This window comes from Nitrospira defluvii, from assembly GCF_905220995.1.
GTDB lineage: Bacteria > Nitrospirota > Nitrospiria > Nitrospirales > Nitrospiraceae > Nitrospira_A > Nitrospira_A defluvii_C.
This window is the reverse complement of the sequence record NZ_CAJNBJ010000016.1, coordinates 145836-171316: the sequence shown is the minus strand read 5'-3', so window position 1 is coordinate 171316 and position 25481 is coordinate 145836. Positions and strand designations below refer to the sequence as shown.

At 56.1% G+C, this 25481-nt stretch carries 16 protein-coding genes; 12 read left to right on the top strand and 4 right to left on the bottom strand.

The genetic code is table 11. The annotated features are described in order from the left end of the window. The first annotated feature begins 14 nt into the window (after positions 1 to 14). The 5 genes from KJA79_RS12415 (at position 15) to KJA79_RS12395 (ending at position 10668) form a co-directional block, all read left to right on the top strand. Complete coding sequence (locus KJA79_RS12415) at positions 15 to 956, top strand: hypothetical protein (protein WP_213042366.1); 942 nt, start codon at positions 15 to 17, stop codon at positions 954 to 956. Continuing rightward, positions 943 to 8157 carry a calcium-binding protein gene (locus KJA79_RS12410; protein WP_213042365.1) on the top strand — a complete coding sequence of 2405 codons (7215 nt, stop codon included), beginning with the start codon at positions 943 to 945 and terminating at the stop codon, positions 8155 to 8157. Before KJA79_RS12415 ends, KJA79_RS12410 begins: the two co-directional genes overlap by 14 nt. A gap of 278 nt (positions 8158 to 8435) precedes the next feature. Then, positions 8436 to 8930: a hypothetical protein gene (locus tag KJA79_RS12405; RefSeq protein WP_213042364.1), complete on the top strand. Its 495-nt coding sequence runs from the start codon at positions 8436 to 8438 to the stop codon at positions 8928 to 8930. Between the two features lie 252 nt (positions 8931 to 9182). Next, positions 9183 to 10040, top strand: a complete 858-nt coding sequence (locus KJA79_RS12400; RefSeq protein ID WP_213042363.1) for a formylglycine-generating enzyme family protein — start codon at positions 9183 to 9185, stop codon at positions 10038 to 10040. A gap of 106 nt (positions 10041 to 10146) precedes the next feature. Next, a complete protein-coding gene (locus KJA79_RS12395) occupies positions 10147 to 10668 on the top strand; it encodes a c-type cytochrome (protein ID WP_213042362.1) in 522 nt (173 codons plus the stop codon). 75 nt (positions 10669 to 10743) lie between these two features. Here the strand turns inward: KJA79_RS12395 and KJA79_RS12390 are convergent, their stop codons facing one another. From KJA79_RS12390 to bioF, 3 genes are all read right to left on the bottom strand, one after another. Further along, positions 10744 to 11907, bottom strand: a complete 1164-nt coding sequence (locus tag KJA79_RS12390) for a PilT/PilU family type 4a pilus ATPase (protein ID WP_213042361.1) — start codon at positions 11905 to 11907, stop codon at positions 10744 to 10746. A gap of 51 nt (positions 11908 to 11958) precedes the next feature. Next, positions 11959 to 13011, bottom strand: a complete 1053-nt coding sequence (locus KJA79_RS12385) for a type IV pilus twitching motility protein PilT (RefSeq protein WP_213042877.1) — start codon at positions 13009 to 13011, stop codon at positions 11959 to 11961. A 187-nt stretch (positions 13012 to 13198) separates the two neighbouring features. Next, entirely contained in the window at positions 13199 to 14398 is a 1200-nt protein-coding gene (gene bioF, locus KJA79_RS12380) for an 8-amino-7-oxononanoate synthase (protein ID WP_213042360.1), read from the bottom strand. 80 nt (positions 14399 to 14478) lie between these two features. Here bioF and KJA79_RS12375 point away from each other — a divergent pair, with 80 nt between their 5' ends. After that, a complete protein-coding gene (locus KJA79_RS12375; protein WP_213042359.1) occupies positions 14479 to 15321 on the top strand; it encodes a tetratricopeptide repeat protein in 843 nt (280 codons plus the stop codon). A 52-nt stretch (positions 15322 to 15373) separates the two neighbouring features. Here KJA79_RS12375 and KJA79_RS12370 read toward each other — a convergent pair whose 3' ends face one another. Then, on the bottom strand, positions 15374 to 16600 hold the full coding sequence (locus tag KJA79_RS12370) for a lytic transglycosylase domain-containing protein (protein ID WP_213042358.1): 1227 nt from the start codon (positions 16598 to 16600) through the stop codon (positions 15374 to 15376). A 520-nt stretch (positions 16601 to 17120) separates the two neighbouring features. Here KJA79_RS12370 and KJA79_RS12365 point away from each other — a divergent pair. The 6 genes from KJA79_RS12365 to KJA79_RS23005 all read left to right on the top strand — a co-directional run bounded on the left by KJA79_RS12365 (position 17121) and on the right by KJA79_RS23005 (position 25251). After that, a complete protein-coding gene (locus tag KJA79_RS12365) occupies positions 17121 to 18266 on the top strand; it encodes a pyridoxal-phosphate-dependent aminotransferase family protein (RefSeq protein ID WP_213042357.1) in 1146 nt (381 codons plus the stop codon). 35 nt (positions 18267 to 18301) lie between these two features. Beyond that, positions 18302 to 19894, top strand: a complete 1593-nt coding sequence (gene serA / locus KJA79_RS12360) for a phosphoglycerate dehydrogenase (RefSeq protein WP_213042356.1) — start codon at positions 18302 to 18304, stop codon at positions 19892 to 19894. 99 nt (positions 19895 to 19993) lie between these two features. After that, positions 19994 to 21037, top strand: coding sequence for an ATP phosphoribosyltransferase regulatory subunit (gene hisZ, locus KJA79_RS12355; protein WP_213042355.1), 1044 nt, complete (start codon positions 19994 to 19996; stop codon positions 21035 to 21037). Continuing rightward, on the top strand, positions 21034 to 22389 hold the full coding sequence (dnaB, locus tag KJA79_RS12350; protein WP_213042354.1) for a replicative DNA helicase: 1356 nt from the start codon (positions 21034 to 21036) through the stop codon (positions 22387 to 22389). Before hisZ ends, dnaB begins: the two co-directional genes overlap by 4 nt. A gap of 177 nt (positions 22390 to 22566) precedes the next feature. Further along, positions 22567 to 24327 (top strand): tetratricopeptide repeat protein, encoded by a 1761-nt coding sequence (locus tag KJA79_RS12345; protein WP_213042353.1) that lies wholly within the window; start codon positions 22567 to 22569, stop codon positions 24325 to 24327. Positions 24328 to 24723: 396 nt separating this feature from the next. Continuing rightward, complete coding sequence (locus tag KJA79_RS23005; RefSeq protein ID WP_213042352.1) at positions 24724 to 25251, top strand: type IV pilin protein; 528 nt, start codon at positions 24724 to 24726, stop codon at positions 25249 to 25251. Positions 25252 to 25481: the final 230 nt, after the last annotated feature.

Here is a 25481-nt window from a genome sequence, read left to right as displayed (position 1 = left end):
GAAGAGGGTTGTCTATGAAACAAAGCAGAAGAATCTTCGGCATGCTGGTTCTTGTTGGCCTGCTGTCGGCAGCCATATCGAGTTTCTGTAGTGCAGGACTTTTTGATAAAGACGAGACAGTTGGAGAGCGGTTTCGAAAAGCCATTAAGAAGATCAAGCAGAGTTGTGAGAGCCGGAAGCTGGTGCCAGGGGAAGTGTGTGGAGAGGTGGCCAAGCTCAAGCCGACTGATCCATTGGCGACAGAAGAGGGGCGTTTCGCCCATTCAATTAAAATTCCGAATCCCCTGCCGGAGGATAGCGGCTATAGACCGGGGATGACATCGGAGCAGTATTTCGATCATTTGTGCAAAACCGAAGCGGGGGAGTTCATCTACAAGACAGTGGACAATGTGGAAGGCATCTTCATGATGCGGCCAAGGAAAGAGGCCACAGATTGGGAGCTTGAGCATCTGTATGCGCTGGAGGATCCGTACGGTTATGTCACAGAAGGTAGCGCCGAAACTGGACGAGAATTACTCGTTAGGTCAGGAGCTTATGTGTTTCTTGAAGAACGGTCTCTCGTTGTGACGGATGGCACAGTTTATCGACGATACACCGCGAAGTATAAAGGTAACAAGAAGATACTAGTTGGGGAGGACACTGCAGTGCTTGGGAGCCGATACGGTTACGTTTGGCGAGGGATTGTGCGACCACATGACCGTGAACTGGGTATTGCAGGCGGAGAGTTAGTTGTTCTCGATACCCAGAGCAATGAAGTAGTGGCGGTTCGTCGTGGCTTCCTCCGAAGCGGAGATGTGCGCAATCGCCTGACAGGAGTTTGGTGGCCAGGGGCGTACACTTGTCCGAGAGGAAGACCTGGAAGGACTGATTTCTATACCTATGATCTACTCGGGGAAGTATTACTACCGGCTAGGTTTAATGTAGAGATGAAGGGACATCAGAATGTCGCAAAGTAACATTTCAAATTGGCTCCGGTTCGCGTTGCAACAGATGGCAGCGGAGAGCTATTTGAACAATGTCGATTTAAGTAGCCCCGAACAGGTGGCTAGACGTTTGCTGCTTGGCAATAATGCCGAAGGCTTTCCCGAAGCAGGCTTTACTCGCTTTACCGGAACGCTTAGCCATGGGCAAGCTCATGATTTTGTGCAGCGGTTTCAGATCATCGATCATCACGCCAATGATGCTACAGGGTTTTCGGCGACGTTGATGAAGGATCAGACCACCGGCGAATACACGCTCTCTTTCAGGAGTACGGAAGCTCAACATCAAGATGCCGGCGGTGATTGGGAACGAGACGGTTTGCCTGGCGCCGATGGGGAGATTGCGGGAACCGGGTTTGCGCTGGCGCAGTTGGTGAGCATGGAAAAGTATTATCGGGAACTCAAGGCCGACCCTGCCAAACTGCCACCGGGAGTCATGCTCAATGTCACGGGGTATTCATTAGGCGGCCATTTGGCGACGGTGTTTACGGAACTCCATGCTAATGAGGTTCAAGCCACCTATACGTTTAATGGGGCAGGGCGTGGGCGAATCGTTGGCGGCACGGCTGGTCTCCCTGAGGGGGAACGGATCCGAGAAATGCTTCAGCTTGCCGAAACGCAGCTTGACGCCATCGATTCCACCTGGTTTGTCAGTGGGAACATGGGGAGCGTGTATACGGATCAGCGATATCGAGATGTTCGGCAATCCATCGTCTTGGGTTTCAGCACTACCAATTCGTTTCTTCCGCCTGGTGAGATTGGGACAGGGCCTGGCTTTGATCGCATCACGCAGTTAGTTGGGGCAGCGACTCATAACGATCAATTGTTTGTGGCTAATTCAGGCATCCATGCGACGCCGACCACGATCTTTATAGAAGGTCAGCCGAACGTCGAAATTGGCAGCGTGGGAACCACGCACAGTATCACGCTCCTAGTGGACTCGCTGGCGCTGATGGATTTGTTTCAGACGGTTGATAGGAGTTTGCAGAGAAGCACTATCGAGGAGATCTTTTCGGCCTCCTCTAGTCAATCTGCATCAGGATTTGTCGGAGTGTCGGGTGTCGCGGAAGGAAATTCTCTCGAACAAGCGCTGGACTCTCTTGGATATATTCTCGTTCCGAATTACACCCCGACATTATATGGCCGGGAAGCGAATGATTTTGGCAACCTCACGTTCAGGAACTCCTTCTACGCTAATGTCCAAGCGGTCAAGGTCGCGGCGGAAATGCAGGCGTATCAAATCGTCAGCTTTGTCAGTAAGAGCAGTAGCGAAATTCTTGCCGTTGCTCGACAAGCGGACACCGATGGACTTGCCTACCGGTATGCGCTTCGTGAGCTGAATCCCTTTGCCGTGAAGGGCGTCGACTATCTTGCCCTTCACAACCAGGATCAGTCGCTCGATTTATATGAGGCGAGTACCGGTACCGGTGTGTGGACTCAGATGGCACTCAGCGACCGAGCCGAATTGTTGGCCGAAAAATTGCGTTTCAACCAGGCAGACGGGCTCGCGGCAAGCCAGACCTTGTTTGTTGATGAGACCAGCTTCTTTGACAATCAACGTGGGGCAACGGCGACAGAGGCCGTGATCTTTGGAGATGCTGAGGGGCGGGAATATATCGGAAGACGTGGAAGCGACCATATCTATGGTGGGACTGGAGAGGACACGATTCGCGGGGCTGGTGGGGAAGACTATCTCGAAGGTGGTGAAGATAACGATAGACTGTTTGGCGAAGCTGATAACGATATTTTACTAGGGCAGCGAGGCGGAGATTTTCTTGACGGAGGTCGTGGTGCTGATCGCATGACTGGAGGTGCCGGAGACGATACCTATATTGTCGATAATTTGGGCGACAAAGTCGTTGAGATGGAAAATGGTGGGCTTGACGAGGTTCTTGCTTCGGCCAATTTCTCACTTGGCGCACACGTGGAGAACCTAGCCCTGACTGGAATGGGAAATACTTCAGGGACAGGCAACAATCTGGATAACAGAATCACAGGCAATAGCGGTAACAATCGGCTGACTGGCATGGGCGGCAACGACCTCCTCGAAGGCGGCATCGGCTTTGACACGTACATCTATCATTCCGGCGACGGGATGGATCAGATCGAAGATAGTGATGCGCTAGGGCAAATCATTTTCGACGGTCGTGTGTTGCAGGGCGGTGTTCGCCGTTCCGGGGATGCCACGAATACGTATACCAGTCTCGATGGCCACACCACCTATGTCATGTCGGGGTCAGATCTGCTGATCAATGGTGTTCTCGTCGTCAACGAGAATTTCCAGAGCGGTCAGATGGGAATTCAGTTGCGGGACATGGCAGGGATGCCGCGCGACACGGGAGTTCCGACAGGACCTTTTGCTGACACCTATATAGGCGATGCAGATCCGGAAGAGTGGGTTCCCGGAGGCTTAGGGGCAATAGAGGTTCATGCAGACGGTGGCAACGATGTGCTTCATGGAGACCATGCGCCTGTACTTGGTGCGTTTGACGATCTGTTGGATGGCGGAACCGGTCATGACGTGTTCTTCGGCGGTTATGGGAATGATTATTTGATCGGCGGATATGGTGATGATTATGCCTTGGTGACCGATGGAGATCTGTTTTTGGGTGGCGATGGTGACGACTATGCCGTGGGGACGGCAAATTATTTGAGCTTCACGGAACCAATGATTGGAAGTGGGGCGCACTATGCCGACGGCGGGGCGGGTCACGACACGTTGATGGGAGAGATGGGGGCGGATGTGCTGTTGGGCGGTGATGGGGATGATGTGCTTCGGGGAGAAAATCGGCCCACGGGTTGGATCGGACTGGTGCATGACAATTCCATATGGAACCGAACAGCACAAGCTGGGGTCATTTCGTTGACTGGTGGCGACGACTATCTTGATGGAGGGGCGGGCAACGATTTGCTTGTCGGCGATGGCGGCAATGACATTCTCCTTGGCGGAGCCGGTGACGATCGGCTGTATGGTGAGTCGGATTTCACTCAAACGATAGCAGGCGATGATTGGCTTGATGGGGGCGAGGGTAACGACTCGTTGTTCGGAGGCGCTGGATCGGACATGCTCTCCGGAGGTGATGGGGATGACCTCTTAATCGGTGACTTTTCCGGCGACCCAGGGGCCGACGATATTCTTGACGGGGGTGCCGGAGCAGACGAGCTCCAGGGGGGTGGCGGCGACGATATTCTGTACGGTGGAAGCGGGGTGGATCGGCTCGCCGGATTTGGAGGAAATGATTTCCTCGATGGCGGCGCTGACGATGATGAGTTGCAGGGTGGTCTTGGAGATGACGCGCTCTGGGGCGGTGTTGGCAATGATCGCCTGATTGGCCAGGAGGGCGACGACACGCTGTTTGGGGACGCAGGGGATGACGAACTCCAAGGAGATCTCGGCAGCGATACACTTTTCGGCGGTGATGGGGCCGACGCGCTCTTTGGTCAAGATGGGGATGATGTGCTCTCCGGCGAAGCCGGCGACGATTTGCTGAACGGGGGATTCGGGCATGATCAGCTTGATGGAGGTGACGGGATCGACGATGTGCAGGGGCGGGAGGGAGATGACGCGCTGGCCGGGGGGGCAGGGAACGATTTTCTGTACGGCGATGGGAACAATCCTACCCTTCTGAGTCTTGCAGGCGGAAACGATACGTTGGATGGGGAAGAGGGAGATGATGAGCTATGGGCTGGTGCAGGGCAGGACCAGCTGTTTGGTGGAGAGGGTTCAGATCAGCTTGTTGGAGATGCTGGTGACGACCTTCTCTATGGTGAAGCCGGCAATGATCTGCTCTTCGGAGATTCCCCGTTCTTTCTTAGCCAGGTAGGCGCGGACGTGTTGGACGGCGGGGAGGGGAATGATGTGCTGCAAGGCGGCGGTGGAGATGATGAACTTCAGGGCGGGAGCGGAGATGATCTTCTGATTGGGGGCAGCGGGCTCGATACGTATCGATTTTATCTGGGGGACGGCGCTGATACGATTCAAGATGATGGGGTGGTAAGCAATCGACTCATCTTCGGTGCAGGAATTACTGCCGAATCACTGAGTTTGGATGTGGCACCGGCAGACACGCTAGTTTTGCGCGTGGGTAATGAAGATTTAATTGAGATCACCGGCTTTGGATTAAATGCTCCGGCCGAGTTTCACACCATCCGTCAGTTCGAATTTGCCAATGGGACGGTGTTGACGAGTGGTGAGCTGCTGGCCCGCGGATTTCAGTTATCCTCCCCTGTCACTGGAGGAACGTTGCATGGAACGAGCTTTGCCGACCACATGCAAGGGAGCCAGGCTGAGGATTTGCTGTATGGGCGTGGCGGCAACGATGTGTTGATCGGTGGGTTGGGCGATGATGTCTTAGAAGGTAATGAGGGTGATGATGAATTAGATGGTGGCGCTGGGAATGACCGACTGTATGGAAACGAAGGATACAACGTGTTGCGTGGTGGCGAGGGCAATGACAGTTTGGATTCGGCTGGTGTTGCCGACCAGCTGTTCGGTGGTGCCGGGGATGATGCGTACCACCTGCGGTCTATGGGCCAAATCATCACCGAGGAAGCGGATGCAGGCCGCGACACGATTTACCTCACTCCGACTGAGTCGCTCACATTTCAGGCGCCCGACAACGTCGAGAATGTGAGCATTGAAGACGATGTGTATCTGAGTCCCACGACTCAGGTGAATTTAATCGGAAACGCTTTGGATAATGAGCTATCTGGCTCCCATCGACTCGATGGACAGGCGGGCAACGACACGTTAATCGGGACTGGCGACAATACATTTGTGTTCGGCGCTGGGTACGGACAGGATGTCGTGCGGACTGAGATGCAGATGTATGCCCATTCGGGACTCGATCAAGTGCAGTTTCTGGAGGGCGTGGCGCCGACCAATCTGAGCCTCGAGAGGCAGGCAAATGATCTTGTCGTGAAGATCAATGGGACTGCCGACGAATTACGCGTGCAGTCCTACTACGAGACTTCTGCCGACATGGTTGATCAATTCCTTTTTTCGGATGGAACTATCTGGACATCTGGCGAGATTGATGCCCGCGTACGAACCTTTATCGGCGTCGGGACTGACGAATCAATCTATGGTTCCAGTGGTGACGATACCATTCGAGGCATGGGGGGGAATGATCAGATCCGAGCCAGCGACGGGAATGATGTTCTTGACGGAGGCGCCGGAAATGATTTTCTGGAGGGCCATGTTGGCAATGACGTCTATCTCTTTGGCCGAGGGTACGGGCAAGACTCCATCGACGATCAAGGTGATTCATCCGATGTCGACACATTGCAACTCTTGGAAGGGATTGCTCCCGGCGACGTGACATTACGTGCAACCCCAGATTTCGGCGGCAATGCGATTTTGACAATCAACAACACCGCCGATCAAATCAGTCTCGGCGGATTTTTTGAGTTCTCATCACTCCGCATTGACCGCATCACATTCGCAGATGGGACCACTTGGGATTACAACGCCATGCTGGCCCACACGGCAGGCGTGAATCTAATAGGCACCGAAGAGACGGACTATCTGTACGGAAATCTGACGGACGATACACTGTCCGGGGTGGGAGGAGACGACACTCTCTTGGGCGGCGCAGGAAATGACACTCTGGACGGGGGGACGGGCGAAGATCTTATGACCGGAGGAACCGGAAATGATCTGTATGTGGTCGATAATCTCAGCGACGTGGTGACAGAGCAAGCCGGACAAGGTGCGGATACGGTGCAGACGAGCCTGACCTACGTACTGGGTGCCAATGTAGAAAATCTGACCCTCATTGGAAGCGCCGCCATCAATGGTACCGGCAACTCTCTGAATAATGTTTTAATCGGAAATAGTGCGGTGAATGTCCTGACTGGTGGGGCTGGAAACGACACTTACGTGGTAGGGGTTGGCGACATCATTGTAGAGGGAGCGAGTGCCGGGACCGATACTGTGAAGTCTGATATCAGTTGGACGTTGGGCGCGAATCTCGAAAATCTCACCTTGATGGGTGTGGCGGCTGTCAACGGGACCGGTAATAGTCTGGCCAACACCCTGATCGGTAACAGCGCCACCAACACTCTCAATGGCGGGGCTGGGGCAGATACGCTTATCGGAGCGCAGGGAGATGATTTGTATATAGTAGACAATGCCGGCGATAGGGTCACGGAATTAGCCGGGGACGGCATAGATACGGTTCAAAGCTCTGTGACGTTTACACTGAGTGCCAATGTAGAAAACCTTACGCTGACAGGCACCTCCGCGATTAACGGGGCAGGAAATGGACTAGACAACGTGTTGGTCGGAAATAGCGCAGCCAACCGGTTAACCGGTGGTACGGGAAATGATACCTATGTCCTTGGTGCGGGTGATACTGTCGTCGAGGCGGTGAATGCGGGGATTGATACCGTTCAAAGTTCCGTGACGCATACGCTCGCTACCAATGTTGAAAACCTCACCCTCATAGGCACAGGCGCGATCAACGGTACGGGTAACGGGCTCAATAACATTCTGGTAGGCAATAATGCCGCCAACACAATGACCGGCGGTGCCGGGGATGACACCTATGTGGTTGGGGCGGGGGACACGGTTGTCGAGGCCTTGAATGCCGGCATTGATAGGGTGCAAAGCTCGGTGACCTGGACTTTAGGTGCGAATGTCGAAAATCTTACTCTTACCGGAACAGCCGCGATCGATGGAACGGGCAATACTCTAGCCAACTCTTTGATCGGCAACGCCGGCAACAACGTTTTGATGGGGGGCGGCGGCAACGATACATTGTCGGGTGGAAAAGGGAATGACGTGCTTAATGGTGGGACGGGCGATGACGTGTTTCTGCTGGCCCGTGGAGATGGCCAGGACACGATTACAGATGCCAGTGGGACCGGGGATCGCTTGAGTTTTGCGTCCGGGGTCAACCCCCTGGATCTCATGCTGAGTCAGAGTGCCAATGATTTGCGTATTGCAGTGTATAGTTCGACGGATCAGGTGACAATTGCCAACTGGTATGCCGGTGAAGCCGACCAAATTGAAACGGTTCAAGCCGGCAATGGTCAACAATTGATGAGCACTCAGGTGAATCAACTCATTCAGGCAATGGCGGGATTTACTCAACAGACCGGGCTAAGTTGGGATCAAGCCATCGCCCAGCGGCCACAAGACGTGCAACAGATTCTTGCCGCAAACTGGCACTAGGAAGATATGTCGCCTGCCGCCAGGGGGGCGACATCTATTTCGCTCAGAGTACTTGCTCCCAGCGCCGCCTCCTCCTCAGACCCTCGCCCGCCTGAGCTGCGACTAATAAAAACATTTATATAGCATAGGGTTGTGTGCAGCTAGTCCGTCTATACGAAGGAGGTACGGCCTCTGTGGAATGGCTGAAGCACGTTGCGATGGTACAGTCAGAACATCCGAGTGAACTAAGAGATCAGCATCCACACACTACCACTATTTCGCTTGTGAGGAGGCTTAGGATGTCGCAACGAACTATTCTTTATGCTGCGCTCTGGATGTTGATGGTTGGGGGGATTGAAGGCTGCACGACGATCAAGCCTGGGTCGTCCACCACGCTTCCGAGTAGCGCATTTTTTCAGGCTGATCCCGGGGAATTGAAACCGCTACAGGTGATTGCCCATGCCCAGGATATACGAATGAAGAATTGCCACAAGGGGCCTGCTTGTGAAGATGCGTACTATACCCGTGCGTTGGTGGCACTATTCGAGAATCGGGCGGATGCCATTACGGTCTTTCAGGAGTTGCGCACGGCCATGCCGAACAGTCGGTATGAGGGGGCGACGACGGGTTGGCTAAATTTGCTCCAGGATGTGTCGGTCTCCTCTTCTCATCATAGGGCGCTGATGGTTCAGCTCAAGCACGAAGTGTTGCATCATCTGCTGGAACGGCCCGATCTCACGGCGGCGCGGGCCATCAAGGATCATGAGCGTCGAGTGGCCGAACTTGCCCGGTAGCCCCTTCCGCCGCTGCCCACCAGTTGATCGGCCGGCAGGTCCCTCCTGCCGGCCGCGTTGTTTCCACGGAAGTTGGCCCCTCACCGTGTGTCCCTTCGTCCAGTCTTGTAATTGGAAAATCTCTGTTGACCGCCCTCCCAACTAGTTCCCGGCCCGTCCGCTGTGCAGTTGAGTTTGGTGGCATGCACGGTTACACTTTACTGAAGCGTGGGGATTAATTGCTCACACGCGTTGCTCGGGTGGGAGGTCTGTATGCGTCTATTTGCCACGGCGGTCGTGATGTCTGCGCTTCTACTCTCCGCGACCTGGGGCGTTGCGACCGAGGAACCACAGTCTGTCGCAGCTAGCCAGCAAGCAGTACCCACTGTCATTCAAGGTAAGGATGGCGCGCCGATGGTGTTGATTCCGGCTGGCGCGTTTACGATGGGAAGCAACGAAGGTCTACCTGCTGAACGACCGGAACATGTCGTAACCCTTAATGCCTATGCGATCGATCGATACGAAGTGTCAATGCGCCTCTATCGAAAGTTCCTTCAGGAGGCGCAACGTGATGCTCCGCCGACCTGGGACGATGAGGCGGCAGAGACGGTGGGGGATCGTCCAGCGGTTGGAGTCAGTTGGGCTGATGCGTCAGCCTACTGTACCTGGGCCGGGAAGAGGCTGCCCACGGAAGCTGAGTGGGAAAAGGGAGCGCGGGGAACGGATGGACGAAGATACCCCTGGGGCCCTATGCAGCCGTTTGTGGACATTGCCAACTACAATCGCGGAGTGTGGGTGAATGAAGCGGTCACTCTTGTCAGCGTGGCCGGCGGTGTCGAAGGCATGAGTGTTCGTCATGGTCTGAAGGAGGGGGGACGAAGCCCCTACGGCCTCCACCACATGGCTGGCAATGCGGCGGAATGGGTCGCCGACTGGTATGATCGCGAATATTATGCGAAGAGCCCCGATAAGAATCCCGCTGGTCCGGCAAAAGGAGAGAAAAAGGTGATTCGTGGCGGCTCCTGGTCTGATCTTCCGGTGGCGCTCCGAGCATCAGCCCGTGTTTCTGCGGAGCCGGATTTTCAGGATCGTACGATCGGGTTTCGTTGCGCAATGGATGCTGCTCAGTAGCCAACGGCCATCTTGCCACTTGAGCCGCCTGACATCTGGTTGCCCGGCTCAAATATCCCGTAGTATGGTAGGTGCAACACGCGTGTAAGGGGCGTTTATCCTGGGTATGCTCGGTCCAACCTCTTCCCCATCAGTTCCACCCTCGAATCAAAAGAACAAGGCTGTTGCCGCGTTAGTGGCCGGATTTGTCCTGCTGGTTGCCTTGGCCGGGATTCAAAATTCACCGACGTCGTCGCTCGTCCCGCCGGTGGTTCCCCGGATTGACCCCAATATGATGCCATTGGTGACCGGCGAGGAGTCGATTCAGGAACTCTTCGTGCGTGCCGGGTGTACGGTCTGTCATCAGATTCCGGGGATCGCCGGAGCGAACGGAAAGGTAGGCCCACCTCTGTGGCTGGGCAAGACGGGCCCAAGCCGTCTGACCGACCCGCAATACCGGGGGCAGGCGCAGACGGTTCGGGAATATATCGTGGAGTCGATTGTGTCGCCGGGAACCTATGTGGTCCCGGGTTTTCCCCCAGATACCATGCCGACGTGGTATGGAAGAAAGTTGAGCGCCGGGGCGTTGAACAAGATCGCCTCGTACCTGGAGCAGGTGATGGGAGAATCGCCGCCGGAGGCTCGTTAATCGGGGGTGGCCCGCACGGCCTCGTGAGAGAGTAGTCCTCATGTGAGGGCTGGCGCGGCCCTCAGGCCGTCAGTTTCAACGCTTCTTGCCCGCCGCTTGGCCCATTTGTCCCTGGATCTGGAATCCTTTTTCATCACGGTCATTCTTGTCCAGCAGTGCAGCGACCGCATCGTCGCCTTTCAGCCCTGCCAGCTTGATCTTGAGGCGCAGGTTATTCGCGCTGTCGGCGTTGATCAGCGCCTGTTCAATGCTGATCTTACCCGCCTTGTAGAGTTGCAGCAGCACGTGGTCGAACGTTTGGCAGCCTTCATCAATGCCCTGCTCCATGGCTTCCTTTAGCGTGTCAATCTCTGAGCGCTTGATGAGGTCCTTGATGCGCGGCGTATCCAGCATAATTTCCAATGCGGGGACCCGGCGGCCGTCAAGGGATGGGATCAGCCGCTGGGAAATGATAGCCCTGAGGTTCAGGGAGAGTTGCAAATAGATTTGTGCATGTCGTTCCACCGGGAAGAAGTTCATGATGCGCTCGATGGATTGATTGGCATTATTGGAGTGCAGGGTTCCGAGGCAGAGATGTCCGGTTTCTGCAAACGTAATTGCGGCTTCCATGGTTTCCGTGTCTCGGATTTCACCGATGAGGATCACGTCCGGAGCTTGCCGCAGTGTGTTCTTCAGCGCGTTGCCGAACGAATGGGTATCGAAACCGACTTCGCGCTGGGTCACGATTGATTTCTTGTGGTGATGGACGAACTCAATCGGGTCTTCCACACTGATGATATGGCCCGCATGCACGGTGTTTCGGTGATCGATCATTGCCGCCAAGGTTGTGGACTTTCCCGACCCCGTAGCGCCGACGACGAGAACCAGCCCTCGTTTGGTCATGGCGATATCTTTGACGATGGGCGGCAGATCCAATTGCTCGACCGTCATGATTTCCGCCTTGATGTGCCGAAATACCAGCCCGACATTGCCCTTCTGTCGGAAGATATTCACGCGGAAACGTCCCAGGTCCTTGTAATAGAGGGCCAGGTTCATCTCCATTTTCTCCTCGAACTCGCCCCGTTGCTGCCCTCGCATGAGGGCAAGCGCCAACGATTCCAACTGTTCATTGGTGAAGGGCGGCGCATCAGTTCGATGCGTCGAGCCATGGATGCGGTATATGGGGGGCGCATCGACGGTCAGATACAGGTCGGAGGATTCTTGCTTGACCATGACTTCGAGGAGTGTGCGAACTTCCATGTAATGCCTCTTGTTCGACTGGCTGAAAGCGGTGACCGATACAGCGCCGGGTTAGGCGGCTCCTGCCGCGCTGAACAGATTGGGATTCATGCTGCGCGACTGGGCTTCGGCTTTTGTGACCAAGCCGCGTGTGGCCAGGTCGATCAGGGCCATGTCCATGGTCTGCATGCCGTCCTTCTGGCTGGCCTGCATGATGCCGGGAATCTGATGGAGTTTGCCCTCGCGAATGAGGTTTCGCACGGCTGTGGTCCCCACCATGATTTCCACCGCGGCGATGCGGCCGCCGCTCTTTTTCTTGAGCAAGGTTTGCGTCAACACCGCTTCCAGCGTTTCCGACAGCTGTGCACGGACCTGCGCCTGCTGGTTCGGTGGGAAGGCGTCGATGATGCGGTCGATGGTTTTCGGAGCACTGGAGGTGTGGAGGGTTGCGAATACCAGGTGCCCGGTTTCGGCGGCGGTTAAGGCCAACTGAATCGTATCCAGATCCCGCATTTCGCCGACGAGGATGATATCGGGATCTTCGCGGAGAGCGGCACGGAGCGCGTTGGCAAACGACAGCGTGTGTACGCCCAATTCTCGCTGGTTCACCAGGCATTTCTTGGATTTGTGCACAAACTCCACTGGGTCTTCGATCGTGAGAATGTGACCCTCAAAGGTGTTGTTGAGATAGTCGATCATGCCGGCGAGCGTGGTGGATTTACCTGAGCCGGTTGGCCCGGTGACCAGGATTAGCCCCTTTTCCCGATCGCAGAGCTGCCGGAGAATGGGGGGCATTCCGAGCTTTTCGAGCGGCAGAATCTCGGTGGGAATGGTTCGGAAGACGGCGCCCAACCCGCGGCCTTGGACGAACACGTTCACCCGGAAACGGGCGATGTCACCGAGGTCGAACGAGAAATCGCATTCCCGGTGTTCTTCGAAATTCTTGCGTTGTGCATCGCTCATCATGTCATAGATGAGCGCGTGGGTCTCATCCTGTGTCAGGGGAGGATGGTCGAGTTTCTTCAGATCCCCGTGTAAGCGAATCATCGGTGGCTCGCCGGCGCTAATGTGACAGTCCGAGGCTCCCTGCTGGACGCCAAAGGTCAACAGTTTGGAGATATCAATCATCGGAGTGCTCCATATGATGAGTTAGGAAACGGTGTGAAGAAACGAACGTAGGAATGAATCCACAATCATGGCTCGTTGAACTGTTTCGATCATGCCATAGGAAGGGTGGAAATCAAGAAAATATCCACAAGAGACGGGGCTGAAACAGGCGTGTTCCAGCCCATCCACAGAGTCTGAGGTCCGCTTAGATTAGGTTGATGGCGCGTCCGGCTTGTTCAAGGATCACGAGTGCGCGATCGATCTGTTCCGGGGTGTGATCGGCAGTGATAGTGAGGCGAATTCGGCTGGTCGTGGGGGGAACTGTCGGTGGGCGAATCGCTGGGGCGTACACCCCATGAGCAAAGAGCGACTGGGCCATGGTCATGGCGCGATCGGGGTCGCCGACGATGATTGGAAGGATCGGGCTTTGCGAGGCGGCGAGGTCAAAGCCAAGCCGAAGGAGCCCTTGTGCCAGGCGTGCGCGATTCTCCCACAACCGGAGGCGTCGTTCCGGTTCTTGCTCGATGATCTGAAGTGCGGCAGCGGCGGCCGCGGCGCTCCCCGGATTCGGCGCGGTCGTGTAAGTAAAACTTCGGCAGGTATTCACCAGGTAGGCAATGAAGGACGCGGAACCGGTCAGATAGCCTCCTGAACTGCCCAGGGCTTTGCTCAAGGTTCCCATGTGGAAGGGAACACGGGATTCAACCTCGCAATATTCCAAGGTGCCCCGCCCCGTGCGGCCCAAGATGCCGGTGCCGTGTGCGTCGTCGACATAGATCATCGCGTCGTACCGTTCGGCCAGCTGTGCGATGTCCTGCATCGGTGCGATGTCTCCGTCCATACTGAAGAGTCCGTCGGTAACGATGAGGGTGGGGGTGCCTGCCGGACGACGGGCAAGCAGTCGCTCTAGGTGATGCATGTCACCATGGTGGTAGACGCGAAACATGGCTCCGCTTAGGCGACAGCCGTCGATCAGGCTGGCATGGCACAGACGGTCGGCGAGAATAAGCCCATTCTTTCCGATCAGGGCGGGGATGGCTCCGATATTTGTGAGATACCCGGCCGCGAAGGTGAGGGCTGCCTCGGTGCCTTTAAACCGGGCGAGGGCTGCTTCAAGTGTGTGATGGGGCATCAGGCTGCCGCAGACGAGTCGGGCCGCGCCGGATCCGGCGCCGTATTGCCGTGTGGCGGCGATTGCCGCCTCTACGACGGTTGGGTGGGTAGCCAGGCCGAGGTAATTGTTCGAGGACAGCAGGATGACTTCCCGCCCCTCTAGCACAGCCGTCGGTCCTGTCGCAGAGTCAATGGTGCGAAGCCGGCGTAGGAGGTGGTGGTCCTGGAGTTTTTGCAGATGCTGTTCGAACATCAGATGGTGCGCCTCCGGCAGGGGCCTAAGATTTGACAAGCCTGACTCCTCCCTAGTATAAGGCGGTCGGTTCTGAGAAACGACCGCTTCTTATTTCTAACCAAGACGACCGGCTGGCAATGAGTTATCGCATCAGAGTTCCTGCGAAAGATGATCCGCTTGACGAAGCGCATTTGATCAGTGGCGTCGATCGCTTTCTTCATGTGTTGCAGGAACAGCGGCGTGCGCTGTTGGTCGGGGTGGGAGTCGTGCTGGTCGCGGGCGCCGTGGTCGCGGGCGTGATCTGGTACGACTACCAATCAACCCTGAAAGCCAGAGAGCTCGACCAGGAAGCGACGCTTCACTATCTCAATCGGCCGGCGGACGATCCGAAAAAAAGCCAAGAGCAACTGGCGCAGGCCATTAACCTCTATCAGCAAGTGATCGATCAATATCCGCGGAGTCCAGTGGCGCCCGTAGCCTTGTTCCACCTCGGAAATGCGCAGGTCCTCGCGAATCAGGTCGATGCGGGCATCGAAACCTATAAGCGGTTCATGCTGCTCTATAGCTCCAATACCTCTCTCTTGGGGCTCGTCCAACAACGGCTGGCCTATGCCTATCTGGCGAAGGGAGATCGCGATCAGGCGGTGAAGGCCTTCACCGGAATTCTTGAAATTCCTGGGGCATTGAACAAAGACCATGTCCTGTTTGAGTTAGCGAAGATTGAAGAGTCACAGTCAAGGCCGGAGGGCGCCATTGCCCACTACCAGGACTTGATGAAGAATTACCCCAACTCGCCTTTCACCAGTGAAGCGGCGGTCCGGGTGAAGGTGTTGGAGGTAAAGAAGGCCCCTGAGAGTCCAGCGGCTGCTGCTCCACCAGCTCCTGCAGCCAGCGCGCCTGCTCCAAAACCTGAGCCGTCGGCCAAGGCCAAACCGGGGAAATCTTCCGCCCCAGCTGCGAAGAAGAAGCAGCAAGAGTAGTCCTGTCTCCCTGAATTTCCTCTGTTAGAGCAAGTGATCAGCCGGGACTGCCTCAGTTGGCTATGACGAGGCGGCTTCCTGCCTTAATGGTGGGGCCGGTGAGGTTGTTATTAGACTTGAGAGTCTTCACCGAGATGTTAAATCGCTTGGCGATCTTCTCCAGTGAGTCGCCGACACGGACGCGGTACCAATGCCCGGAGTCAGGCTCGCTCTTTACATGTCGACCCTTCACCGGAACCGGAAGTGGAGGGAATTTGTGGGTCGGGGCCCGGTCCAGCATCTGTTCAACCTTTTCCCGAGTGCCGATCGGTACTTTTAGGCGATACTCAGGGTCATCCGGAGGCGTGGCATCGCGTCGCAATTCGGGATTCAGCACTTTGAGTTCCTGATACGAAATCCCCGTCACATTGGCAATCGCTTTAAAGTGAATGGGCCGACGTACGATCACTTCCTCAAACTGATGGGGGCGGACGTCGTTCTGAGGAAACCCGTACCGATCCGGGTTCTTGGCGATGATGGTGGCTGCCATAAACCGCGGCACGTACTCCTTCGTTTCGCGGCGGATGAGGCGTGTCTTGGCGATGTCAGAGAAGCTCTCGGCCTGCGCCGTATGGAGGGCTCGCATGACCTTGCCTTCTCCGGCATTGTACGCGGCCATCGCCAGAGGCCAGGTTCCAAACAAATCGTAGAGGTCACGCAGATAGCGTGCGGCTGCTACGGTCGACTTCACAGGATCCCGCCGTTCGTCTACGTAGCTATCGACGCGCAACCCATAGACTTTCGCCGTTCCCTTCATGAACTGCCACGGCCCGGCTGCTCGGGCGCGGGAATAGGCATGGGGGTTGAAGCCGCTTTCTACCAACGACAAATAGATCAGATCACTCGGCAGCTGGAATTCCGTGAAAATGCTGTCGACGAGCGGGCGATAGTGGCTGAGCCGGATGAGCCACTGTTCGAATCGGTTGCGGATCGCGACGTTGAAAAACCGAATATGGCCCTGCACGGAAGGATCCAGAACGATCGGCACATTGTATTCTGGGGCGCTCTCTGATTCCTGTGCTTGTTCGGCCGCCGCTTCCTGAATGACCTCGGCCGGTGGGGTCAGTAAGTCTGTAAATCTGGCGGTATTGCCGGTCAGCGGTTTGAATTGCAGCAGGGCCTCGGCCGGCGGGACCTCGGTTGACGGTTCGCTGGCGACCGCCGTCGACGATTCGGCGGCCTCCACTTCTGCGGCGGTCGCACGATCCTCTTCGTCCAGCAAGTATTCCGGTTCCTGCACGATGGACTGGGTGTCAGGTTGGGCGATTTCAGCACCCTCTGCAGGAGTGATTTCAGTGCCTTCTGTCGGAGCGGGGGCATCGCTCTGAGGCGTGGTAGGCAATTCTGCTCCGGCGATAGCCGTCCATGATAAGGACAGAAGGCACATCGAGAGAAGCGGAAGCGAGCGAATACCAGCGCCAAAGGAACGTGCTTGCATAGAGACACCCACCAGATTGTTCGGGGAATGTGCGGTTCTTGACTCTCGGATGGTAGCCTATCGAGGAGGTTATGGCTTGTCAAGAAATTGAACGAGTTCGAGTGTAGATTCTGCTCGCCACCATCTCTGGCGCGTCGTCGGAATTTGGTCGGATGTTGATCAAGAATTCGCAGTGACGACGATCGCGTCGATCTCGTGAACATGCTGAAAAGATAAGCATCTTCAAGGTTCCTTACCTTGACACCCAGGGGGGGCTATGGTAGCGTACGCCCCTTCTAAATCCCTGACATTGTTCGTTCCGTACAGCGAGGAGGATCGTCCCATGCTCAAACGGTATCTGCTGGCTCCCGGACCCACCCCCGTTCCGCCGGAGGTGCTGCTGGCCATGGCCAGGCCGATGATTCATCACCGGGCTCCCGAGTTCGATAAATTGTTTGCCGAGGTTCGTGAGGATCTCAAGTGGTTGTTCCAAACCCGGAACGATGTATTGATTCTCGCGGCATCCGGCACGGGTGGCATGGAAGGATCGGTCTCGAATTTCTTGTCCCCCGGGGATAAAGCCCTCACGATCAACGGCGGCAAGTTCGGGGAACGGTGGACGAAGCTCTGCAAGACCTTCGGAGCCCAGGTCACTGAGTTAAAGGTCGAATGGGGACGGGCGATCGACCCGCAAGCTGTGGCGGACGCCCTGAAGAAAGACCCCTCGATTAAGGCTGTGTACGTCCAAGCGAGCGAAACCTCCACGGCTGTCGCCCACGATGTCAAAACCCTCGCTGAAATCGTGAAGCAGTATGAAGACACCATCCTCGTGGTCGATGCGATTACGGCCCTGGGAGTGCTCGATCTCAAGACGGATGCCTGGGGACTCGATGTCGTGATCACGGGATCGCAGAAGGCGTTGATGCTGCCTCCGGGATTGGCCTTTGCCAGCGTGAGCGACAAGGCTTGGCGTCTGGCCGATAAGGCGAAGAATGCCGCGTTCTATTTCAATTTTAAGCGGGAACGGGAAAACCAACAGAAGAGCACGACTGCCTATACGCCGGCTGTGTCGCTCATTCTGGGCCTCAAGGAAGTGATGAACATCCTGAAGGCTGAAGGGTTGGAAGCCGTGTTTGCCCGCCATGCCATGTTGGCGACGGCCATGCGAGAAGGCGTCAAGGCTGCGGGACTTTCCATTTTCCCTCAGGAACGGCCAAGTGACGCGTTAACCGCCATTTCGGCGCCGGAGGGTGTGGACGGTCAGGCAGTCTACAAGAATTTGCGCACGCAGTACGGGATGACGGCGGCGGGTGGCCAGGATCACCTCAAGGGAAAGATCTTCCGTATTTCACACATGGGCTATATCGACAGTTTTGACGTGATCACGGCCTTGGCAGCGGTGGAAATGGTCATCAAAGGCTTAGGATATCCCGTGAAATTGGGGAGCGGGGTGGCCAGGGCTCAAGAGATTATTATGGGGAAGTCGTAGGTCATACAGTCACCTTCAGGTAAGGCGTCACGATAATGAAAATCTTGGTCAGCGACAGTTTGTCAAAGCAGGGAGTCGAGGTACTGGAAAAGGCCGGCTTTACGGTGGTGGTGAAAACCAAGCTGCCGAAAGAGGAACTGCTGAAGGAAATCAAGGATGCGGACGGACTGATCGTCCGCTCCGGGACGAAAGTCACGGCAGAAGTAATCGCGGCCGCTGAGCGTCTGAAGGTTGTCGGACGAGCTGGGTCCGGACTGGACAATGTCGATACCCCTGCCGCAACCCGGCGTGGGATCGTGGTCATGAATACCCCTGGTGGTAACACGGTGACCACCGCCGAGCATACGATGGCCATGATTTTCTCGATGTCGCGCCGCATCCCGCAAGCCACCGCTTCGACTAAGAGCGGCAAGTGGGAAAAAGAGAAATTCATGGGCGTCGAATTATGCAACAAGGTTCTAGGCATCGTCGGGGTCGGCCAGATCGGCGGCTATCTCACGAAGCTTGCTCAGGGCGTCGGGATGCAGGTGTTGGCCTATGATCCCTACCTGGCTCCCGAACGGGCCGAGAAGATGGGCGTGACCATCGTCGACCTGGATGAACTTTTCCGCAGAGCCGATGTGATCTCGGTGCATACTCCGCTCACTCCCGAAACTAAATCGCTCATCAATGCACAGGCTATTGCCAAGATGAAGCCGGGCGTCATGATCGCCAATTGCGCCCGCGGCGGAATCGTGCATGAGGGCGATCTCTGTGAAGCGCTGAAATCAAAGAAAGTTGCGGCGGCGGCATTCGACGTGTTCGATGACGAACCGGTGAAGGCGGATAATCCACTGCTGGCGTTGGACAACTTTATTTGTTCGCCGCACATCGGGGCCTCCACGACCGAAGCGCAGGAGAATGTGGCGGTCGGAATTGCCGAGCAAATCGTCGAATACTTCACCAAAGGGATTGCCAAAGGTGCGGTCAACATTCCTTCCGTGTCTCCGGAGTTGTTGCCGCAGCTGCAACCGTATCTCTCACTCGGCGAGCGGGTTGGCCTGTTGCAGTCACAATTGCTCGAAGGTGGTCTGGAGCGATTGACCGTCGAATACAGCGGGGATGTGGCCGCGTTGAATGTCGCACCGTTGACGATTGCGGTGTTGAAGGGCCTCTTGACCCCCATTCTGGAAGATCCCGTCAACTACGTGAACGCGCCTGTGGTCGCCAAGGAACGCGGCATCGAAGTCAAAGAGGTGAAGATCAGCGATGCCGGCGATTTCACCAGCGTCATTCGCGTGCGCGTTGAGGGCGGAAAGAAATCCCACCAAGTTGCGGGCACGCTGTATCATCGGAAGGACCCGCGCATTATCGAAATTGATCAATTCAAGGTCGAGGTGGTTCCCGACAACCATTTGCTGTTGATCCTGAACGAAGATCGTCCTGGTGTGATCGGCACGGTCGGGCATATTCTTGGCGATCACAACATCAATATCGCGCGCATGCAGTGTTCGCGGGAGGAGCGTGGCGGAAACGCTCTGTTGATTTTCGGTCTTGATGCACAGCTTCCGAAATCCGTCCTCGATCAGATTACTAACAGCAAGCACATCCTTTCCGTGAAGGTCGCCGACCTGTCGAAAGGGTTGTAACGTGCTCAGCAGTCGATCATGGGCTCCCGTTCGTTGAAGGCCTCTTCTTCCTCCACTTCCCTGGTGGCTGGTCGGGAACGGTCGCTTATTCCGGTTGGAATGAGCACCATTCTGCCGGACGCCGCGCGTCGAATTCGTCGTCTTGAGGAAACGCTGCTTGCGGTGCTGACCAGCGGCGGCTACGACGAGATCATCCTGCCGATGTTCGAGTATTTCGATGTGCTCTCACCTGGCCTCGAGCCGGAACTCATCGAAAAATGTTATCAACTGGTCGATCGGACCACCGGCCGCCTGATGCTGCTGCGACCGGACGCAACGGCGCAGATTGCGAGAACCGTGGCGATGGGCATGATGGGGGATCGGCTGCCACTGAGGCTCTGTTATCGAACCTCGGTGTTCCGGTATGAACGGGAACATGCGGGGCGCGATCGTGAAATTTTTCAGGTCGGAGCTGAACTCATTGGGGTCGATGGGGTAGCTGGTGATGTAGAGGTGTTGACCCTTCTCCTGGAATGTTTGAACCAGGTAGGGCTTTCCTCGTTCAAGGTTGCGGTCGGACATGTCGGCTTCTTCACGGCGTTGTTAGTCCGTTCGGGCCTGTCGCCCGAGGGACAGAAGCGTGTGGAGTTGGCAGCTGCGCGGAAAGACATGCCGCTGCTTGAGGAATTGTTGGTGCGGGACGGTGTGCCCAAACCGACCGCACAGGTGATTCTTGAGGTGCTGGAGTTGTGCGGTGGTCCGGAGGTGTTGGCGCGGGGGCGAAAGCTGGTCGGGCGTGACCGCACCCTGCTCGCACCGCTTGATCGATTGGCTCAGGTCTATGAACGGCTTGACCCTACCAGACGGTCGTCCGTGCTGCTCGACCTTGGGGAATTCCGGGGCTTTGAATACTACGACGGGATTGTATTTGATGTGTTCGCTCCAGGCATCGGCGCGGAATTAGGCGGTGGCGGTCGTTACGATCACTTGATGGGTCGATTCGGTCGTACTGCTGCATCCACAGGATTTGCGCTTGATGTCGATCGGGTCTTTCGGGCCATCGATCCCTCCGCTGAGCTTGTGCCGCCTGCCTCGACGGAATCTGAAGCGAGGCGCTTGAAGCGGACTGCCGCTTCTGCTGGGCGGCAGGGGAGGCGAGCATGAAATCTCTTTCCGCCGTTGACCTCACCGCCCCCAGACTCCCCCCGCAAAATATCGAGGCGGAACAATCCGTGCTCGGTGCGATCTTGCTGGACAATACGGCCATGGCTAAGGCCATGGAGGTACTGACGGATCAGGAGTTCTACCGGACTGCGCATCGCAAGATCTACCAGGCCATGCTGGAGTTAAGCGATCGTGGCGAAGTCATCGATCAGATTACGTTGACGGAATGTCTGAAAGGACGTTCGGAACTCGACGCGGTGGGAGGCTCGGCGTATCTCGCGGAACTGGTGCAAGTCGTCCCGACGGCAGCGAACATCCGCTATCACAGCAAGATCGTTCGCGACAAGGCATTGTTGCGGGGCTTGATTGAAACTTCGACGGAAGTGATCACGCGAGGGTATGACGGCACCGCCGCCGTCGATGAACTCCTCGATTTCGCCGAACGCTCTGTCTTTGGTCTTGCCCAAGGCAAGCTGGATCGTTCGTTCACGCAGGTGAATCAGATCATCAAGGAAAGCCTTGATGTCGTCGATAAGTTGTCCAAGCGGAAAGAGCGTGTCACCGGCGTCCCGACTGGGTACATCGACTTGGATGATCTGACCGCGGGATTGCAGCCGTCGGATTTAATTATCGTGGCAGGACGGCCAAGCATGGGAAAGACCAGTCTGGCGCTTGGCATGGCCCAGCATGCGGCACTTCATGCCGGAACCGTGGTCGGCATTTTCAGTCTCGAAATGTCGAAACCGCAGCTCGTCCTTCGTATGTTGAGCTCTGAGGCTCGTGTTGATTCGCACTCGCTGCGGACCGGCAGACTGCAAAAGGAAGATTGGTGGCGGCTGGCCGAAGCGGCCGGCAAGCTCGAACAGGCACCGATCTTCATCGACGATTCCGGTGCCGTGACGGTGCAGCAGATGCGGGGAAAGGCCAGGCGGCTGAAGGCCGAGCGAGGCCTCGACTTGCTGATCGTCGATTATCTCCAGCTGATGCAGGGCAAAAGCGATTCCGAGTCGCGGCAGCAGGAAATTTCGGATATCTCACGCTCCTTGAAGAGTCTCGCCAAGGAACTGAATGTGCCCGTGATCGCCTTGTCTCAGTTGAGTCGTGCAGTGGAGGCCAGAAAACCGCCGGTGCCGATGTTGGCCGACTTGCGTGAGAGCGGTGCCATCGAGCAGGACGCTGACGTGGTGATGTTCATCTATCGCGAAGAAGTCTACGAACCGGCCACGGAACGGAAGGGGATCGCCGACATTTTGGTGAGTAAACATCGTAACGGTCCGATCGGCAAGCGCGAGCTTTTCTTCCATGACCGATTCGCCAAGTTTGAGAATCTCGAGACTCGAGAGGTCGTTTGACGCGTTCTTTTCAGGGTCGGTATAATTCTCCATCGTTCCTGGTTCTCCTGGCAGTATCCCTGCAAGTCGAGCGGATCTATTGTGCAACCAACGTGTGAAGAACGCCGACAGCCGTGTACCCCTGGGAGGGGCCTGAGCGTGAGAGCGATGGTCGTGCTGTTGGCCACCATGTCGTGCGTGACTGCAGCATGCCAGACTACTTCGCCGGCTCGGCCTGCTCCCCCAGTCGCTCCGGTTGCGTCACCAATTGTTCCCCGCATCGCGCCTTCCTCCTCGGATTCTCGTGCGTCCTATCATTTTCTGCTCGGCTATCAAGCTGAGTTGGAGCAAGAGACGGAGCAGGCTATCAAGGAGTACCAGCTCGCACTGCAGACAGACCCCTCGTCCAACTATCTCAAGGCCAGATTGGCCATATTGAATTTTACGGCAGGTGACGTGCCGGCAGCCGTGCGCTTTGCCGATGACGTTGCCGAGGCTCCTGGGTTGGATGCGCAGGTGCTCGGCCAGCTCGGCGGGATGTATGCCGCGGCAGGGAAGCCGGACAAGGCGCTGCGCTTGTTCAATCGCGCGATCGAGCAAGAGCCACAACGCAGCGAGCATTTCTTTGCCAAGGGGCTGCTGCTGGCGAATCAAAAACAATATGCGGAAGCCGAGAACACGATTCATTCGGGAATCAAGGTCAGCCCGGACTCCGCCGTCGGCTACTATTACCTCGGTCGCATCGGCGTCGAAGCCAGGGATTTCGATAAGGCCACGACTCATTTCGAGCAGGCGGTGACGCTGAATCCCGCGTTTGAGCCCGCGTATGTCGCCCTGGGATCCGTGTATGAAGCCAAGCAAGATCGCGACAAGGCCATTGATATCTACCGCCGCTATTTGCAGGGGGTGAATCCGAAGAACCGCGAAATCCGGCACCATCTCATTCGCCTGCAAGTGTCGGCCAAGCAGTATGATGAGGCGTTACGAGAGCTGCAGGAGATTTTGGCGGAGGATCCCGCGGATCTTGACGCGCAGCTCAGAATGGGGCTGGTCTACGGCGAGCAGAAGAATTATCCCAAAGCCATTCAACAATTGACCCAGATTCTCACCGTGCGTCCAAGCGAGCTCAAGGTTCGAGACTATTTAGGATACCTCTACGAAGAAACCAAGGATTATCCCAATGCGATTGCGGCCTATCGCCACAATCTCACGCTGGAGCCCTCGTATTTCGAGGGACATTTGCATTTGGGAGTGCTGCTGTATCGGACAAAGCAATATGCCGAGGCCATCCAACATTTGCAGGAAGCCAGTCGGTTGAATCCCAAGCAGCCGGAAGCCCACATCGTTCTTGGGTTGTCGCATTTCCAAGTAGAGGAATATGAACCGTCCCTCCAAGCCTTCCTGGAGGGGATACGCCACAACCCCGATAACGCGGACCTGCATTTCAACGCCGGCACAGCCTACGATAAATTGAATCGATTCGAGGACGTGGTGAAGTCGATGGAAACCACGCTGGCATTAGACCCTCACCATGCCGACGCGTTGAATTACCTTGGTTACAGTTATGCAGAACGCGGCGTGAAGATTGAGGAAGCGATCTCGTTGACGAAACAGGCCGTCGCACTCAGGCCGACCAATGGTTATTATGTGGATAGTCTGGCCTGGGCGTTCTTTAAGAAGGGGCTGTTGAACGAAGCGCTGTCGGAGATGAAACGAGCCGTGGCGTTAGTCGGCGACGACCCGGTGATTTATGAGCACTTGGGCGAAATTTACTTGAAACAGCAGCACCTCTCCGATGGTCGAGAGGCACTGCTCCATTCTCTTGAACTGGACCCCTCCAATGATAAGCTGATGCAACGATTTCGCGATCTCGGCTTGGGTGATCCCTCTAAGGAAGAACGAATCCGCCAGGCCATTCGGCGAGTCACTGAGAGAAAAGCCGCTGTCCCGACCCCGTAGTTCCTGTCTGTCCCCTCCTGACCGTAGACCCGTTTTCCTTCATCCCAGTCATCTGTTTCGCACTCCGCCCAGGAGTTCCTCTCCATCCCCTCGATTGTGAAATAACAAGTTCAGCAGGCCTTGTACGAGACCGCCTTGAGGCGTCTGCCGCACCGCGACTGTTCGATGTAGTCAATTTTTGGCACTTTCTTTGGTTCGCTTAAGAGTTCTCTATCCATTTTTCCTGCGGCCGATTTGCCTAAAGGAAGAAAATGCCAATGTTGACAGCGAGTTAGGCGTGCATCCCCTGCTGTCGCGCATCGTGGCATAAGGTCTGCTTATGCCAGGCCTCACGTTAGGGTGCCATGTCAACACGGGAGTCTGTTGCGGGAACCACGGTATTGGTGATGAAACGCCATGGCGCTGCCATCGAAGCAAACAGGATTCACGCTGATTGAACTCATGGTCGTGGTGGTCATCGTGGGTATCTTGGCAGCATTCGCGATACCAAACTTTCTTCGATACAGGGCGCAGGCCATGCAGGCCGAGGCGCGCTCGAATCTGGCGGGCATCTTTGTGGCAGAGACGTCGTTTTTCAGTGAACGAAAAGAGTTTGGGAACTTTACGGATATCGGGTTCGGGATCGCTGAGGGTGGGACGAACCGATACACCTATCGAACTGGGTTGGGAATTGGGGCTGGGATGGGAGCGAACGGGGGGACGTTGTGCGGACCTTTCGGCAGTTGCGACACGATCCGGACAGAAACTCCGACTGTAGGAACGATTACCTACACCGGTGTCGCGGGCGTCGCCACCACTTCCTCTTCAGGATTTACTGCGACCGCTGCGGCTGATTTGGATGCGGACCCAACTCACGATGGCTGGTATGTCAATGATGCTAAGCAGGGTCTCACGGCCGCTGACCCGAACGATGTGACAAGCTAGTGGTGGCACCAAAACTTGTCATCTAGTGACGGAAAAGGGAACCGGATGTCGGCAGGCGAAACGGAACAAGGCTTAGCGATGGGCGTAACTATCTGGAATATGAAACGAAAGAGGAGAAACTACAGGAAGGAGGTGTTGGGCATAGAAGCTGCTATACCCAAGATCTGCTGAGCGTGAAGACGCTGTTCCGGACAAAGAGACGGACATGAAGCATGTGTCGGATGAAGTGG